15 protein-coding genes are annotated in these 15,348 nt (G+C 36.9%); 10 read left to right on the top strand and 5 right to left on the bottom strand.

Going from position 1 to position 15,348, the window contains the following annotated elements; genetic code table 11:
* The first annotated feature begins 1 nt into the window (after position 1).
* From rnc to pyk, 4 genes are all read left to right on the top strand, one after another.
* Positions 2-739 carry a ribonuclease III gene (rnc, locus tag ACJJVW_RS07395; RefSeq protein WP_298323272.1) on the top strand — a complete coding sequence of 246 codons (738 nt, stop codon included), beginning with the start codon at positions 2-4 and terminating at the stop codon, positions 737-739.
* A gap of 93 nt (positions 740-832) precedes the next feature.
* Positions 833-2,467 carry a sensor histidine kinase gene (locus tag ACJJVW_RS07400; protein WP_405251194.1) on the top strand — a complete coding sequence of 545 codons (1,635 nt, stop codon included), beginning with the start codon at positions 833-835 and terminating at the stop codon, positions 2,465-2,467.
* Between the two features lie 105 nt (positions 2,468-2,572).
* Positions 2,573-3,049, top strand: coding sequence for an IPExxxVDY family protein (locus tag ACJJVW_RS07405; RefSeq protein ID WP_013750591.1), 477 nt, complete (start codon positions 2,573-2,575; stop codon positions 3,047-3,049).
* The gene (pyk, locus tag ACJJVW_RS07410) at positions 3,049-4,476 is read left to right on the top strand and encodes a pyruvate kinase (protein WP_298323267.1); all 1,428 of its coding nucleotides are present in this window, start codon (positions 3,049-3,051) and stop codon (positions 4,474-4,476) included. Before ACJJVW_RS07405 ends, pyk begins: the two co-directional genes overlap by 1 nt.
* Before the next feature lie 61 nt (positions 4,477-4,537).
* Here the strand turns inward: pyk and ACJJVW_RS07415 are convergent, their stop codons facing one another.
* The 3 genes from ACJJVW_RS07415 to uvrC form a co-directional block, all read right to left on the bottom strand.
* A complete protein-coding gene (locus ACJJVW_RS07415; protein WP_405251195.1) occupies positions 4,538-5,308 on the bottom strand; it encodes a hypothetical protein in 771 nt (256 codons plus the stop codon).
* A gap of 132 nt (positions 5,309-5,440) precedes the next feature.
* Positions 5,441-7,672 carry a patatin-like phospholipase family protein gene (locus ACJJVW_RS07420; protein ID WP_339845995.1) on the bottom strand — a complete coding sequence of 744 codons (2,232 nt, stop codon included), beginning with the start codon at positions 7,670-7,672 and terminating at the stop codon, positions 5,441-5,443.
* Positions 7,669-9,465 carry an excinuclease ABC subunit UvrC gene (gene uvrC, locus ACJJVW_RS07425; protein ID WP_298323847.1) on the bottom strand — a complete coding sequence of 599 codons (1,797 nt, stop codon included), beginning with the start codon at positions 9,463-9,465 and terminating at the stop codon, positions 7,669-7,671. Before uvrC ends, ACJJVW_RS07420 begins: the two co-directional genes overlap by 4 nt.
* Positions 9,466-9,567: 102 nt before the next feature.
* Here uvrC and ACJJVW_RS07430 point away from each other — a divergent pair, with 102 nt between their 5' ends.
* From ACJJVW_RS07430 to ACJJVW_RS07455, 6 genes are read left to right on the top strand one after another with little or no spacing between them, the layout of a single operon-like run.
* On the top strand, positions 9,568-10,014 hold the full coding sequence (locus ACJJVW_RS07430) for a RimK/LysX family protein (protein ID WP_339845992.1): 447 nt from the start codon (positions 9,568-9,570) through the stop codon (positions 10,012-10,014).
* The gene (rimK, locus tag ACJJVW_RS07435) at positions 9,989-10,861 is read left to right on the top strand and encodes a 30S ribosomal protein S6--L-glutamate ligase (RefSeq protein ID WP_298323259.1); all 873 of its coding nucleotides are present in this window, start codon (positions 9,989-9,991) and stop codon (positions 10,859-10,861) included. Before ACJJVW_RS07430 ends, rimK begins: the two co-directional genes overlap by 26 nt.
* A gap of 6 nt (positions 10,862-10,867) precedes the next feature.
* Entirely contained in the window at positions 10,868-11,866 is a 999-nt protein-coding gene (locus ACJJVW_RS07440; RefSeq protein WP_298323257.1) for a succinylglutamate desuccinylase/aspartoacylase family protein, read from the top strand.
* Positions 11,847-12,410, top strand: coding sequence for a 5-formyltetrahydrofolate cyclo-ligase (locus tag ACJJVW_RS07445; RefSeq protein WP_405253075.1), 564 nt, complete (start codon positions 11,847-11,849; stop codon positions 12,408-12,410). Before ACJJVW_RS07440 ends, ACJJVW_RS07445 begins: the two co-directional genes overlap by 20 nt.
* Before the next feature lie 47 nt (positions 12,411-12,457).
* Positions 12,458-13,606, top strand: coding sequence for an ATP-binding protein (locus ACJJVW_RS07450; protein ID WP_405251196.1), 1,149 nt, complete (start codon positions 12,458-12,460; stop codon positions 13,604-13,606).
* Positions 13,607-13,629: 23 nt separating this feature from the next.
* Positions 13,630-14,046 carry a response regulator gene (locus ACJJVW_RS07455; protein ID WP_035335035.1) on the top strand — a complete coding sequence of 139 codons (417 nt, stop codon included), beginning with the start codon at positions 13,630-13,632 and terminating at the stop codon, positions 14,044-14,046.
* Here ACJJVW_RS07455 and ACJJVW_RS07460 read toward each other — a convergent pair.
* Both ACJJVW_RS07460 and ACJJVW_RS07465 read right to left on the bottom strand, forming a co-directional pair.
* Entirely contained in the window at positions 14,043-14,678 is a 636-nt protein-coding gene (locus tag ACJJVW_RS07460; RefSeq protein WP_405251197.1) for a lipoprotein signal peptidase, read from the bottom strand. The genes ACJJVW_RS07455 and ACJJVW_RS07460 overlap by 4 nt on opposite strands.
* Before the next feature lie 34 nt (positions 14,679-14,712).
* Positions 14,713-15,339 (bottom strand): hypothetical protein, encoded by a 627-nt coding sequence (locus ACJJVW_RS07465; protein WP_339845982.1) that lies wholly within the window; start codon positions 15,337-15,339, stop codon positions 14,713-14,715.
* Between the last annotated feature and the right edge of the window lie 9 nt (positions 15,340-15,348).

Here is a 15,348-nt window from a genome sequence, read left to right on the forward strand (position 1 = left end):
AATGAGCGCATTTAAAAAAATATTTAACTCTCGTGCTGAAAAGGACGGGAGTTTTTTTATGCGAATGCATGCCATCATAGGCTTTAAACCGAAAGAGATAAAGTACTATGAGAAAGCTTTTACCCATCGTTCTCTAGGTCTTAAAAAAGCAGATGGTAATCCTCTTAATTATGAGCGATTAGAGTTTTTAGGAGACGCAATGCTCGGGTCTGTTATTGCAGCACATCTCTTTAATGCCGTACAAGGTGGTAATGAAGGATATTTAACTAAAATGAGATCTAAGGTGGTAAGCCGCAAGCACCTCAATGAGCTAGGCAGAGATCTCAATCTTGTGAGATATGTGAGAGCAAGTATACCCCTAGATAATTTTGGGGTTAATATTCACGGCAATCTTTTTGAAGCTTTAGTAGGCGCTATATACCTTGATCGAGGTTATAAATATTGCGAGAAGTTTATAGCTAAGCGTGTTATAGAGCCCTATGTAGATATAGAGAAGCTTGAGGGCCGTATCATTAGTTACAAGAGTGTATTAATAGAATGGTGCCAGAAGGAAAAGCGCATATTTAAATTTGAAACTTTTGAAGATACTGGTCAAGACACTGTAAAGCATTTTGGGGTAAAACTTTTTATAGATGGTAAGGTTGTTGCAAAAGCTCGTGCTACAAGTAAGAAAAAGGCAGAAGAAATAGCTTCAAAACGCACTTTTTATGCTTTTCAACGAGAAATTGAAACTCAATAACGTAAGTTTATTAATTGATTTTACTACATTAGCTTTTTAATCATCTTTTTCCCCTAGAAGATTAAAGATTAGAGTCTTAGGGCTCCACCCCTTATGTTAGTAAAATTTCCAAAGAGATATTATCTCGTTTTTGCATTTTTTGCACTCATAACAGCAATTGCTGTTTATTGGGGAACATCTCGCATAATACAACAAGAGGAAGCTGCTCGTACACTTAACTTAGAAAGAGCAAATAGAGAAGCTGCAAAGGAATTTCAAGAAGCTCTTAACAATTATGCGACTCTAATTTCTGGAGTAAAAAGTTATATTGAAATATCTAATGGGAGCTTTACAGAGAACGATATATCTTCCTTTATAGAACGGCAGCTAGGTGGACTTATCATGGAACGTCCCTTTAGTGTCTCATATATTGATACGAGCCATATTTTTATTTTTGACTTTACCATGCAGCCTGTACCTAATGCAAATTTGGTAGGAAAATCAATAGCGAAATTTATAGGAAAGGAGGGTACATTGAGAATGGACTCTTTAATGCTTAAGAGTAATTTCTATGCCTCAGACCCCACAAATTTATTAGAAGGTAGAGTAGGACTTCCATTAGGTTTTGGTGTTTTGGACAGCCTTGGTAATTCTATGGGTTATATAACTAGTATTGCAGAGTTTGCCCCTATTTTAGATAAAGCATATGTTCATACTAATAAAGATGATTTTGTCTTTAAGTTTAAGAGTAGTAACGGTAATTACTTTGATCGTAGTAGAGCCCATAATGGACAAAAAATATATTCTGTAAATGAGGATCCAGAGTTTTTTAAAAACTTCGATGTTAAAGAAGAAACCTATATCTCTAGTGTAGTCCCTTTTTACAATAAAGAATTTATATTAAGCACCGCCTATAAGAAGTCTCATGAAGGTTTCTTAGCGCTAGGCGTTACATCATGTTTGTGGTATCTCGCCATATTAGGATTTATGTTCTTTTTGATAAGTCAGTATTATCTGTACGAGCGTAAGAATAAAATTATTGCCTCACAAAAAGTCCGATTGTCAGAGTTAGTAGCTACTAAAAATAAGTTTTTTTCAATTTTAGCAAACGATCTTAGAGGTCCTCTATCATCCGTAATAAACTTTCTAGATGTGTTAAAAGTAGAACACGCAAATAACAATCAAACCACCACTATAATAAACTCTCTTGAAGACTCTAGCCGAAATAGTATTTCATTACTTGACAACCTTCTGAAATGGTCAAAACTTCAAACAGATCAAGTTGAATTTACTCCTGTTGCATTAGATATCATGTCTATTACAAAAGATCAAATTAAAATACAAAACCACGCTCTTCAAAATAAAGGGCTCAATATACGTCTAGAGTCAAGCTTTAAAGGTGAAGTAGTAGGAGATAAAAATATGGTGGCGACCATAATTAGAAATGTACTGTCTAATGCAATTAAGTTTTCACACGATAATGATATCATAGTGATTGAGCTTACAAGGCTAGATAATAAGTTTGTTTTTAGTATTGAAGATAACGGAATAGGGATTCCAGAACATGACAAGCAACGACTCTTTGACTTAACTGAAATCACAAGTCGGGTGGGCACTAGAAACGAGAAAGGTTCAGGTTTAGGACTAGTTTTAAGTAATGAGTATCTCAAGGCTCATAGGGGAGATATACTTATAGAAAGTGAAGATGGTAAAGGAACTCTCGTTACATTCACATTGCCTTTAGGTTAATTACTTTACAATTTCTAGCGAAAACGTTTACGTAACTTTAATACCTCTCGCGTATTCCTTTGGATGCTTCTTTGTATCTTTCTAACTTGCTTAAACGTTATGGGAATGTATAAAATTCTTTTGGAAGACTCCATTGGTTATGACTTTACGCTCATAGCTATACATGGTTCATTAGAGCCATATTACTTGGCATACTTACTTAATAAGAATCTTGGATTAAGACTATCTCGTTCTCGTGAAGACCTCATTATTGGCAATCGAGAAGAAGAGGCAAGCTATCCCTTTTTTGAATTTAATGATGAGCATCAGTACGTAGATTACTATGTGTTATCAAATAAGACAAAGATAGAAGTAGAAGCTAAGGCTGTTGTAGGTCTTTTTGAATCAGAGAAAACACTCAAGACTACCTACTTTATTCCTGAGATGCCACAAGTAGATTATTTTATAAAAGTGGTTGAGGATGGTAACGCTTTCGCGAAAGCTAAAGCACTAAAAATTCTCAATCAAATATCACATATTGTTACCGCTTATGAAGTAGACGTAAGCTCGTTAAAAAATAAAGAACACTTAATTTTTGAATAATGCAGAAAAGAAAAAAAACCAAGATAGTTGCAACGCTAGGGCCAGCAACTAGTAAGCGACAAGTATTGCTAGACATGATGAATGCAGGAGTAGATGTATTCCGCATTAACTTTTCACATGCAGACTATGAGGATGTTAAGGAGCGCGTAGCTATGATTCGTGAGCTAAGCGAAGAGACTGGATACAACACGTCAATACTAGCAGATTTACAAGGACCAAAACTTCGTATAGGAAAAATGAAGGAAGAGGTAGTTGTAAATCCTGGAGATAAAATTACCTTCTCAACAGAAAGCGAATTTGAAGGAACAAAGGATCGTGTTTATATGAATTATAAGCAGTTTCCTCGTGACGTAAAAGCAGGTGAGCGCATTTTACTAGATGATGGTAAATTGATGTTTCAAGTTGATAAAACAGATGGTAAAACAGAAGTTGAGGCTACAGTAATTCAAGGAGGACCGTTACGTTCTAAAAAAGGGGTAAACTTACCTAATACAGACATATCACTTCCAGCACTTACTAAAAAAGATGTAAAAGATGCAATTTTCGCTTTAGGACTTAAGGTGGACTGGATGGCACTTTCTTTTGTAAGACATGCAGAAGACTTGCAGCAATTACAAGAGTTGATCAAGAAACACTCTGACCATAAAGTGCCAATTATTGCCAAAATTGAAAAGCCAGAGGCTGTAGCAAATATTGATAAGATTGTTGCTTATTGTGATGCTTTAATGGTGGCGCGTGGAGATCTAGGTGTAGAAATTCCAGCACATGAGGTGCCGTTAGTGCAAAAGCAATTAGTATTGCGCGCAAAAAAAGCAAGAATACCAGTAATCATTGCTACACAGATGATGGAAACAATGATTTCTAGTCTTACGCCTACACGTGCTGAGGTAAATGACGTTGCAAACTCCGTAATGGACGGAGCAGATGCAGTAATGCTTTCTGGAGAAACTTCTGTAGGTCAATATCCGGTACAGGTGATTGAAAAGATGGCTTCTATATGTCGTAATGTAGAAGATTCAGATCTTATTAAAGTTCCGCAGGCACCACCACATATTAAGACTAAACGTTACATTACTAAGGCAATATGTTATCACGCGGCTCACATGGCAGATGAGATAGACGCAAAAGCAATTACTACTTTAACAAATAGTGGTTACACAGCTTTTCAAATCTCTGCATGGAGACCGTCATCTCATATTCTTGTATTTACATCAAACAAGCGCATACTTACACAGCTTAATCTATTATGGGGTGTAAAAGCATTGTTTTATGACAAATTTGTAAGTACAGATGAGACGGTAGAAGATATAAGACAAATGGCTTTAAATACAGAATTAGTAGATAAAGGAGATATGCTTATCAACCTAGTAGCAATGCCATTACTAGATAAAGGAATGGTTAATACACTTCGAGTTTCTGAGGCGTAATTATCCGTATAGTGCATAAAAAAAGGGTAGCCAGCGGCTACCCTTTTTTAGTTAATGAGATTTACAGAGATATTTCTTCCTCTATGATTACAAAGGCATTGTCAGATTTTTTAATCACGACAGTGCGTTTATAATCTCTTAGCGCATAGGAGTAAGTAACATTTGCTATACCACCCTTAGGAGTAATATTGATAGTAAGTTGATCAGTTTGTGTACGATCTCTTTTACCTCCATTTATGATAGTCACTGGTTCTTTTCTATTTGATAGTTCAGGATTTATCCCTTTAGGAAGATTAAAGAGACGCTGAGAAATTCGGTATGCTTCATTCCAGTTTTTTGCAGGAAGCTCTAGCGTTGTAGTCATTCCATAATCTTCTCCCTTTTTATTAGCTTTCTTAATTACTTTAATAGGGTGTTCTGGAGTGCTTATGCGGTTTGTGTATGCTTCTAGACCTTCATTTGGTTGCGGTGGAGCAAGCGACGTTAAATAGCCATTAAAAGCAAAGCCTGTTGCACCTTGATAGTTCACTTCTATCATCTCACCAGTAATTCCATCTACGGTCATTTCTGTGTACTCAGGATTACTCAATAGAGATACTTGTGCACCATATGGGAGTGTGAGAATTTTTTTTGAGGTGAGATTTGTTCCAGATCTTAGTGATAAACCAGAGGAGGAGTTCACATAAAAGTGAGTTGGAGTCGCGAGGATTTTTGGAGTTGCGATGGCAAGAGTTTCTTGAGTAGCATGTTCATTCTTATTTTCTGTTGAAGAATCACAGCTTAAAAAGATAGTGAAGCAGGTTACGGAGAGGATGATGGTGTTGATTTTCATGATGAATGAGTTTTTAGATTAAACATTTATCAATAGAAACCACGATATGTGCCAAATATTAAATCGAAAAGGTTAAAAAAACGATAAAACCGCAACAACGTGTAGGCTATTTAAATATTGCCTGAGAATTGTTTAAAATTCGTAACCTAGACTTATAAACCACTCACTACGTTTAACTTCTGGGCTATAGGTATATTTAAGTCGCAAAGGACCAAGTAACGTTTCAGAGCCATAACCTAGAGAATAACCAGAAAATGTAGCTGGTGGCAACCAGTTATCTGGATTGTCAAAAATATCATAACCTACATTTGCAAAGTTTGCCGAGAGGTTGAGGTGGTTTTTTGGGAAAACCTCAAAGTCAATCTCAAAAAGTGCTTTTACATAGCCATCTCCAGCAATACTGAGGTAATCATACCCTAAAAACGGAACAATGTTATTTACTTTTTTTGCACCATAACCTCCTAAGAAAAAGTCGAGAGAATTATTATCTGCTCCACCTACTTTAAAGCCTCCTGCCGCCTCAACAGTAGCGGTAAATACATTACCTATACTACCAGCATATTTAATACGTGCATTTGCAACCCCAAACTCTGTAAAATCATTATTGTAATCTGATGAGGCTAGAAATAAATCAAAGTCTGCATCAAAAAGAACTCCTGAGTTAGGAAAGTACTTATTATCCAGAGAGTCATATTTTAATTGAGAATACAATCCTCCTAGGTTACTTCGTTCAAAAATAACAGCTGTTTCTTCCTCATTAGTGGACACAACAGTTTCTGTTTCTATATCTAAAAACTTATGCTGTATACCTATGTCAAATGTAAATTGCTTCGCTAGTAGCGTTTGTATATAAATTCTGTTTGTTAAGTCTTGATAATTAAGGCTCACTCTGTTAATTCCATCTAGAGATATGTCGCGTAAATCTTCAATAAGACGAGCGCTTACGCCTTGTTCAAAAGAGGTATAAGAAGAGTTTACTCCCACACTCCAGTAAAAACCTTTATCAATGTAGTAATCAAAATCGTATCTAATATTGTCTCCTAGAATAAAGTCTAAAGAAGCAATATCATTTTTAAAAAGCACACCTTTTTTTGTAAAATTAATAAGTGCAGCAGTGCGAAAAAGGTCATCATAATGTAATGCTAGGCGCAATGATTGCGTGCTACTAGACTCTTTTAACTCAACATGGAGTACAAACTCATCATTTACCTTCTGAAGTCTATGTCCTATTCTATTAAAGTTTTCGGTGGCTGTGAGGTTATTGATGCCATTATAAAAATCATCATAAGATACCGTTACAGGAGGAGTAAGCTTTAATTTTCCGAGAATGTAGGCTCTAGTATATTGCTCATTACCTGTAATACTCACGGCGGCAATCTGTAATGAATCTTGTGGTGTGGGTTTTATACGCTTTCGCGAAAGCGGTTTTTGCCTCATTGCAACTTGTTTAAGTGCATCATACTGTTCCATTGCCTTAGTGCGACCTGTGCCCATAATGACTTTGCCATCATTGAATGAAACCACAGAATAGGCATCAATAGAAGGTCTTATGTAAATATCTGTTTGTGTGCGTTTTTCCTCCATCGCCTTGGCAGTGCGATAGTTATTGATTTGCAATAATACCTCAGATGCAGATTTGAGATTGGACCTACCGCGCAGTGTATCTTGTACATCTACACCAATAATGATATCCATCCCCTTTGCTCGCAGTTCTTCTACAGGATAGTTATTTGTAACACCTCCATCTATAAGGAGTTTTCCATTTATGAGTACTGGACTAAATAATGAAGGTAATGCACCACTAGCTCCTAGCGCTTCTGGCAAATATCCTTTATCTAAAATAACTTGCTCTCCTTTTTCTACATCTGTAGCGATGCAGAAAAAAGGAATAGGGAGTTTGCTAAAATCATTGATATTCGAAATGTGATCGAGATTTTTAGCGAGTAAATTATAGGTATTTTGACCTTTACTTAAAGAACTAGGTAGGGATAGCTTGAGATGATCAAACGGTAGTGAGATTACATATCGCTCCGCATCATCACGCTCGTAGGAGGTCTTTGCTTTACGGGGTAAATTATCTTGAATGATATTATTAAAATTTACAGAGGTAAAAATAGAATCTATCTCTGCGGCATTATATCCAGAGGCATATAGTCCTCCTACAATAGCGCCCATACTTGTACCTGCAATATAATCTATGCGCACACCAGCTTCCTCTATAACCTTAAGAACCCCTATGTGCGCAAAGCCTTTTGCGCCACCACCACTTAGTACAAGACCTACTTTTACATCCTCTTTTTGCACTTCTTGCGCAAATGCAGAGAAGCTTAATATAAAGGCTGTAATTAGTATGAAGTACTTCATTCTTTAACGTGGTAGTGATTATATATGATAGCTGCTTTTGATGGGCCTATTACCTCTGTGAGACTCTTTTTACTTGCCACTTTTACTTTTGAAACAGAGCGGTAATGTTTTAATAAATCTACAATTGTTTTTTCACCTATACCACGTATTGTGTCTAGTTCTGTTCCTAGGGCTGCATTACTACGTTGATTACGGTGAAAGGTAATACCAAAGCGGTGTGCCTCATTACGTAACTGCTGTATGATTTTAAGGGTCTCACTCTTTTTGTCGAGATATAATGGAATACTATCACCAGGATAAAATAATTCTTCTAGTCGTTTTGCAATCCCTATGATTGCTATTTTGCCACGCAAGCCTAGATCATCTAGTGCCTTTACACCACTGGACAATTGCCCTTTACCACCATCTACAATAATGAGCTGAGGTAATGGTTGATCTTCGGCTAGGAGTCGTTTATAGCGTCTATAAACTACTTCTTCCATACTCGCAAAATCATCTGGACCTTCTACTGTCTTGATATTAAATTTGCGATAATCACTTTTACTAGCCTTTCCATTCTTAAAAACGACGCAGGCGGCTACAGGATTTGAACCTTGAATGTTTGAGTTGTCAAAGCATTCTATATGCCTAGGCTCCTCACTCAGTCGTAAATCTACCTTCATTTGTGCCATGATACGGTTAGTATGGCGGTCTGGATCTACAATTTTAGTTTGTTTAAAACGCTCCATCCTGTAATACTTAGCATTACGTTCAGAGAGTTCTAGTATGCGCTTTTTGTCACCCAGTTTAGGCACCGTGATTTTGTATTGATTACCTAGCTCTACGTCAAAGGGAACATAAATTTCCTTGGAGTTGTGGTCAAAACGTTGCTGTATCTCAATAATACCAAGCTCTAGTAATTCTTTATCAGTTTCGTCTAGTTGCTTTTTGAGTTCTAGGGTATGTGATTTAATAATGGCGCCGTGCGATATCTGTAAGAAGTTTACATACCCATAACCCTCGTCACTTATTATAGAGAACACATCTACATCGCTTATCTTAGGATTTACAACCGTACTTTTAGATTGATACCCCTCGAGGATGTCAAGTTTTTCTTTAATGCGTTGTGCATCTTCAAACTCCATGGCAGCAGCGTGCTCCTTCATTTTTTCGCGAAAGCGAGCTAGAGAGTCTTTAAAATCTCCTTTTACAATCTGCCGTATATGTTCTATGTGCTCATGATATTCTTTTTCTGATTGCTTGTCTTCACAAGGGCCTTCACAGTTACCTAAATGATATTCAAGGCATACTTTATACTTTCCAGCATCTATCTTATCTTTAGAAAGATCATAATTACAGGTGCGTAGCTTATAAAGGCTTTTAATTAAGTCTAGAAGCGTGCGCACTGTTTTCATGCTGGTGTATGGACCATAATACTCACTACCGTCTTTTATGAGTCTTCGCGTAGGGAAAATCCTAGGGAAGCGTTCATTTTTTATACAAATCCACGGGTAGCTTTTATCGTCCTTAAGTAAGACGTTATAGCGTGGCTGGTATTCTTTTATAAGACTGTTTTCAAGAAGAAGCGCATCTGTCTCGGTCTCGACCACGATATGCTTCATCTCGTGAATCTTTTTAACCATCGTTCTAATACGACCGTTATCTAGAGTTTTATTAAAATAGGAAAGTACTCGTTTTTTTAAGTTCTTTGCTTTTCCTACGTAAAGCAGTTTTCCGTTTTTATCGTAGTATTGATATATTCCCGGACTTGTAGGAAGTGTTTTGAGTTGAAGTTCTATTGGAGCAGCAGGCATACTCAAAGATAATATATGAGGCCGATTACGCTTTCGCGAAAGCATAAAAAATCGCATTAAAATCTTTATAAAGAAAGTACATATTTTATACCTTGCCACACTATGCCAAAACGCACTATAGGTCGCACTGACAAAGCAGATTTTCCAGTTTTAGGATTTTACGATATTGATATTAAGATCGATACGGGTGCTTACACCTCCTCGATACATTGTCACAGTATTGTTGAAAAGGAAAACAAACTAGTGTGCACATTCTTTGATGAAGAGCATCCACTCTATAATGGTCAAGAAATGATTTTTGAGGAGTATGATATTGCCGTTGTGCGCAGCAGCAATGGAGAAACTCAATATAGATATCAAGTCCAGAGTAGTATTACTATCTTTAGTAAGACTTACAAGATATCATTAACGCTCTCGTCAAGAGAAGATATGAGGTTTCCTGTTCTCATAGGAAGGAAATTTCTAACAAAAAAATTCATCGTGGATACAGAGTTTACAGACGTATCCTATAATCTTAAAAACAATGAATCTAAAGATATTATCTCGTAACCCACATTTATACAGTACATCTAGACTTGTAGAAGTAGGATTAAAGAGAGGGCATAGCGTTGAGGTGATTGATCCACTTAAATGTGACCTTATCATAGAAAAGAAAAAGCCAACGGTCTTTTATAAAGGACGCACGCTAGAAACAGCAGATGCAATTATACCTCGTATAGGTGCTTCTATTACTTTTTATGGTACTGCTGTGGTAAGACAGTTTGAGATGATGGATGCTTTTACGACCACTACGTCGCAGGCACTTGTAAGAAGTCGAGATAAACTGCGTAGTTTACAAGTGTTATCTAGATCAAAACTAGGGCTGCCTAAGACTATTTTTACAAATTACTCTCGTGATGTGGAGGAGATGATTGCTCATGTAGGAGGAGCACCTCTTATTATAAAACTTCTTGAGGGAACTCAAGGGTTAGGTGTAGTACTCGCAGAGACCAAAAATGCAGCAGAATCTGTAATTGAAGCTTTTAATGGACTAGAAGCCCGAGTGATTGTACAAGAATATATCAAGGAAGCAAAAGGAGCAGACATTAGAGCCTTTGTAGTAGATGGTCAGATTGTAGGAGCTATGAAGCGCCAAGGTAAAGAAGGAGAGTTTCGTTCTAATTTGCATAGAGGAGGTACCGCAGAGATTATAACCTTAACAGACGAAGAGGAAAATGCAGCTATAAAAGCAGCAAAAGCCATGGGTCTAGGAGTAGCGGGTGTAGATATGCTGCAAAGTGATCGCGGCCCACTTATTCTAGAAGTGAACTCATCTCCAGGTTTAGAAGGGATCGAAAAGGCTACTGGAAAAGATATTGCCAAAACGATTATTCGCTATATTGAACGTAATATATAAGAGATTGTGCCAAAAATAGACGACAATAACATCCTCACATTACTAGGCGAGCAAGTATTACCTGGTGAGAGCGCTACTATAAATTTTAATATTGCAAAGCTTTATACGGCCACCTCTGTAGAGGTTCCCATTATTATAGAGCGAGCAAAAAAGCCGGGTCCAGTAATTTTAATTACTTCTGGAATTCATGGGGATGAAATTAATGGAGTTGAAATCGTACGCCAGCTCATCGCAAAAAAAATAAATAAGCCTAAGCGAGGAACCATCATCTGTGTGCCGGTGGTAAATATCTTTGGGTTTTTAGATATGAAACGCACGTTTCCAGATGGAAGAGATCTCAATCGTGTATTTCCAGGTAATCCTAGAGGATCTCTTGCGAGTAGATTTGCCTATCAATTTGTAAAGAAAATATTACCAGTAGCCGATATATGTTTGGATTTTCACACTGGTGGAGCATCTAGATTTAATGTTGCTCAAGTACGTATAGAACCCTCAGATGAGACATCTCTAAAGTATGGATCTATCTTTAACGCACCATTTACACTTCATTCTAAAATGATACCAAAATCATATAGAGCCACTTGTGCGAGAATGGGAAAACCAGTGATTCTTTTTGAAGGTGGGAAGTCTAAAGTAAGTGACAAGGAAATTGCACGACTAGGAGTTTTTGGAACCATGAGAATATTGGACCATCTAGAAATGCTTGGTGCTAATTTTGAAGTGCCAGAAGTTCTAAAAGAATCGGTAACGGTAGATGCTACTACGTGGCTTAGAGCGCAATATTCTGGACTATTACATACTAAAGTGAGTTGTGGTGAGCGGTTATCTGTAGGCCAGCATATAGCTACAATCACAGATCCGTACGGCAAGTTTCGTCATGTTGTTAAGGCAAAAAACGAAGGATACGTAATTAATGTAAACGAGGCATCGCTAGTCTATCAAGGAGACGCAATTTTCAATATATCTATAGACCGTATACCTAATGATGACCAAGCAGGAGCTTAGAAAAAAGTATAAAGATTTAAGAGCTGCACTTACACAAGATGAGCGCGACGAGCGAAGTTTAGAAATCGCAAATCAAGCGCTCTCTATGGATATATGGAACCATGATTACTATCATATTTTCCTGCCAATAGACCGCTTGCGCGAAATAGACACTCAGTATCTTCTCTCCATTCTAGGAGGGAAAGATAAGAATGTTATAATCTCAAAGTCAAATTTTCAAGAAAACACGCTATCTCATTATTTACTCACAGACAATACTAAAATAGTAGTTAATGAGTATGGAATACCAGAACCCGAAGATGGAATAGAAATACCTGCATCTAAACTTGACGTTGTATTTATCCCACTTCTTGCTTATGATGAGCAGGGCAATCGTATAGGGTACGGTAAAGGTTTTTATGACCGTTTTCTTGCTCAATGCAAGCCAGATGTTATAAAAATTGGTCTTAGCTATTTTGAACCAGAAGAGCATTTAATCGACATAAACACACAAGACATCGGCATAAATCGCTGTATTTCACCGAAAAAGATATATAGTTTTTAAAAAATTATGAATATTATGGTATATTCATAGCTATATAACTTATAGTGATGAATTTATCTAGATTGTCTTTAAAGGGAAAAAAGAATGCTGCCGTAGAAAAAAATGCTACGAGCACTTCTGATTATTTTTCGATGGATAATTTCTACTATAGACAGATTTCTGAACTTACGGGAGCAGGAGGATGGAGTGTCGATTTTAAGAATAAAAAGAGCTTCTTTGATGAGCAAGCAAGAAATATTCTTAACGTACCTAAAGACTATAAGCCCACATTAAATACTGGTTTTAATTTTTATGCAGAGGAGCATATGGATAAAGCCACAGCACTCTTTTTTGATTGTGCTCAAGGAAAATCTTTTTCTACTCATGTAAAGATGAGAACCTATGATGGAGAAATATTTTGGGCAAAAGCAAGTGGACGTCCTCTTAGGGATAATGATAGGGAGATTATAGGTATACGTGGGGTTTTTCAAAATATTCATGAGGAGAAGCTTCGTGAAGAACAGTTAGAGCAGTCTTTTAGATTAATACAAGGACACAACTCAAGGCTATACGATTTTGCTCATATTATTTCTCATAATTTGAGATCCCAAGTTGGAAACTTACAAATGTCTGCGGCGCTATTTGACACCTCAAACCTAAGTGCAGACCAAAACGAATTACTTCAGAATTTTACAAAAATTGGAAAGAGTCTAGATATCACCTTAAAACATCTCAATAAGATAGTAAGCGTACATAGCGTAGCTAGTAAAACTAGAGATAGCGTTGTAATTGATGAGGTATACAAGCGCGTAGTCGCCGGATTATCGCAAACAATTAGAGAAAATAAGGTCGTGATGTATACAGATTTCTCAGAAGTAGAGGAGATTCCATACATCGAAGCGTATCTAGAAAGTATTTTGCAAAACTTAATAACAAACGCAATACGATATAAGCATCCAGATCGTGATCCAGAAATCTCTTTATATACCTATGAAGAAAATGGAAAAGTACACCTTCTTGTAAAAGACAACGGATTAGGAATAGACTTAGAGAAGCATGGAGAAGAGCTTTTTAAAATCTATAAAACTTTTCACGGTAATGATGATGCCTTGGGTCTAGGCTTGTTTCTCACTCGTAATGAAGTAGAGGCAATGGGTGGAGAAATCAACGTAGAAAGTAAAGTAGGTAAGGGATCAAAATTTATAGTAACGTTATAATAAACCAGCACACACCATTAACAATGGCAGAATATCCGATAGAAATAGCATGTATAATTGACGACGATGAGATGTACGTTAGTTTAATCACAAAGGTGATAGACATACGTAAACTTGCAAAAAATCTTATCGTTTTTAAAAATGGCGAACAAGCTCTTGATTACTTCGTCAAAACATTCTTACATAAGGAGGAACAAGCTATCCCGCAAATCATCCTGCTGGATCTCAACATGCCGGTAATGGATGGTTGGAAGTTTCTGGAAGAGCTCAGTAAGTACAACTTTCCAGCACTTAAAAATAGCACGCTATATATTGTAAGCTCCTCTATAAATCCGGTTGATATAAAGCGATCTCAAGAATTTAATCTAGTAAAAGACTTCTTAGTAAAACCTATTGGCCTTGACGACCTAGCAGCGGTCTTTAAAAAGGAAGTGGCTTAAGCTGCAGCTTTATTATCCTTCTCGTCCTGAGGAAATACTCTTTTATTAAATACAAGTAGTATTCCTACTCCAGTGCTTATTGCCATGTCTGCTATATTGAAGATAGCATTGAAGAAGGTAAATGTTTTGCCACCTAAAAATGGAACCCATTCTGGCCACATTGCATCCTGTATAAACGGGAAATATAACATGTCTACTACTTTTCCAAAGAGAGGGTCTGCATACCCACCACCATCAGGCATAAAAGTTGCAATCTGACTCGTGGTACTCTCGCTAAAAATAGATCCATAGATAAGCGAATCAATAATATTCCCTACTGCTCCAGCAAAGACAAGTGATAATGCAATCACAAGAAGCTTAGGTGCGTTATTTACTGCCGATTTGTACAAATAGTACCCAATTACAGGCGCTATAATTAGTCTAAAAAGTGATAGGGTAATCTTACCGTATTTACCAGGCAATTCTACTCCCCATGCGGCTCCTTGATTTTCAACAAAAAAGATTTGAAACCAGTCCATACCAAAAACTTGTATACTCTCACGTAAGTAAAAGTTAGTTTTTATATAAACCTTCAACACCTGATCTACTAATAAAATCAGGAAAACAATAAGGGCGACTTTCTTAAGAGACATAATTATTTTTTGACAAGGGACAAAAATAGGTTATTCACAACGATTTTACTATCGTGATATCACCATGTATACTTTCTAGTGTTATAGGTGATCCTAGTGTGATTTCTGGCGATATAACGATAGTTCCGTTACGAGATTGTGCAGTAATACTCGCTTTATCAATATCAAGATAGATACTTCCAGAGATGGTGTTTATAGTTGCGCTTTCGCGAAAGCGGAATCCTTCTCCCTTAAAGTGTCCTCTTCCCAAATCCATGTGTACTTGCCCGAAGGTTCCTTGCGTATCTACACCTGCAAGTGTACTATACACAGATACGTCTAGTCCCACAGGAACAGTTATTTCAAGCTCAATAGCCATCACTTTATGCGCAGAGAGTTTATCATTAAAAGGCTCGTAATCTGGTGTCTTGCCTGTTGTAATTTTAAGTACGTTTTTGGCGATAGCAGTGTTTAATAAGGTAGACGCAAATATTTCTCCGTCTATAATGGTATGCACGGTAATTTGATCAGTATCTGCTGCGGTAATTGTAATCTCAAAAATCTCATTACTATTAATGTATAATTCTTTTATACTCGCAGCATCATAGGTTTGCGACAGCCGCTTTTGAGCAACCATAGCAGTAGTAAATAAGGTAAGTAATAAAGCGAGAGATATTCTCATTATAAAAAC

The organism is Dokdonia sp. Asnod3-C12 (assembly GCF_045063975.1).
GTDB lineage: Bacteria > Bacteroidota > Bacteroidia > Flavobacteriales > Flavobacteriaceae > Dokdonia.

Excerpts from the sequence above, each read along its gene's own strand:
- rnc (WP_298323272.1), top strand. The coding sequence starts at position 2 with ATGAGCGCATTTAAAAAAATATTTAACTCTCGTGCTGAAAAGGACGGG.
- ACJJVW_RS07400 (WP_405251194.1), top strand. The coding sequence starts at position 833 with ATGTTAGTAAAATTTCCAAAGAGATATTATCTCGTTTTTGCATTTTTT.
- ACJJVW_RS07405 (WP_013750591.1), top strand. The coding sequence starts at position 2,573 with ATGTATAAAATTCTTTTGGAAGACTCCATTGGTTATGACTTTACGCTC.
- pyk (WP_298323267.1), top strand. The coding sequence starts at position 3,049 with ATGCAGAAAAGAAAAAAAACCAAGATAGTTGCAACGCTAGGGCCAGCA.
- ACJJVW_RS07415 (WP_405251195.1), bottom strand. The coding sequence starts at position 5,308 with ATGAAAATCAACACCATCATCCTCTCCGTAACCTGCTTCACTATCTTT.
- ACJJVW_RS07420 (WP_339845995.1), bottom strand. The coding sequence starts at position 7,672 with ATGAAGTACTTCATACTAATTACAGCCTTTATATTAAGCTTCTCTGCA.
- uvrC (WP_298323847.1), bottom strand. The coding sequence starts at position 9,465 with ATGCCTGCTGCTCCAATAGAACTTCAACTCAAAACACTTCCTACAAGT.
- ACJJVW_RS07430 (WP_339845992.1), top strand. The coding sequence starts at position 9,568 with ATGCCAAAACGCACTATAGGTCGCACTGACAAAGCAGATTTTCCAGTT.
- rimK (WP_298323259.1), top strand. The coding sequence starts at position 9,989 with ATGAATCTAAAGATATTATCTCGTAACCCACATTTATACAGTACATCT.
- ACJJVW_RS07445 (WP_405253075.1), top strand. The coding sequence starts at position 11,847 with ATGACCAAGCAGGAGCTTAGAAAAAAGTATAAAGATTTAAGAGCTGCA.
- ACJJVW_RS07450 (WP_405251196.1), top strand. The coding sequence starts at position 12,458 with ATGAATTTATCTAGATTGTCTTTAAAGGGAAAAAAGAATGCTGCCGTA.
- ACJJVW_RS07455 (WP_035335035.1), top strand. The coding sequence starts at position 13,630 with ATGGCAGAATATCCGATAGAAATAGCATGTATAATTGACGACGATGAG.
- ACJJVW_RS07460 (WP_405251197.1), bottom strand. The coding sequence starts at position 14,678 with ATGTCTCTTAAGAAAGTCGCCCTTATTGTTTTCCTGATTTTATTAGTA.
- ACJJVW_RS07465 (WP_339845982.1), bottom strand. The coding sequence starts at position 15,339 with ATGAGAATATCTCTCGCTTTATTACTTACCTTATTTACTACTGCTATG.